A 504-nucleotide genomic window follows, 5' to 3' on the forward strand; every position below is an offset into this window, starting at 1 on the left:
CCGCGCGGTCGACGTCGCCTGGACGGCGTTCGCAGGCTGGGGCAAGACGAGCCCGGCCGAACGCGCCGTGGTGCTGAACCGCATCGCCGACCGCATCGAGCAGCACCTCGAGCGCATCGCCGTCGCCGAGACGTGGGAGAACGGCAAGCCGGTGCGCGAGACCCTCGCCGCCGACATCCCCCTGGCGGTCGACCACTTCCGCTACTTCGCCGGTGTGCTGCGCGCCCAGGAGGGCGGCATCAGCCAGCTCGACGAGAACACCGTCGCCTACCACTTCCACGAACCGCTCGGCGTGGTCGGGCAGATCATCCCGTGGAACTTCCCGCTGCTGATGGCCGCCTGGAAACTGGCTCCGGCCCTGGCTGCCGGTAACTGCATCGTGCTCAAGCCGGCCGAGCAGACCCCGCTGTCGATCATGGTATTCATCGAAGTCGTCGGTGACCTCCTGCCGCCGGGCGTACTGAACATCGTCCAGGGCTTCGGTCGCGAAGCTGGTCAGGCGCT

General features: G+C 68.7%; 1 protein-coding gene. It reads left to right on the top strand.

What is annotated here, in order from left to right; all coding sequences use genetic code 11:
* Positions 1-504 (top strand): aldehyde dehydrogenase family protein (locus ASV53_RS24485; RefSeq protein WP_141226341.1); only part of this gene is annotated, 504 nt, incomplete at both ends.

The sequence above is a fragment of the Photobacterium sanguinicancri genome (assembly GCF_002265265.1).
In the GTDB taxonomy this organism is placed as follows: Bacteria; Pseudomonadota; Gammaproteobacteria; order Enterobacterales; family Vibrionaceae; genus Photobacterium; species Photobacterium sanguinicancri.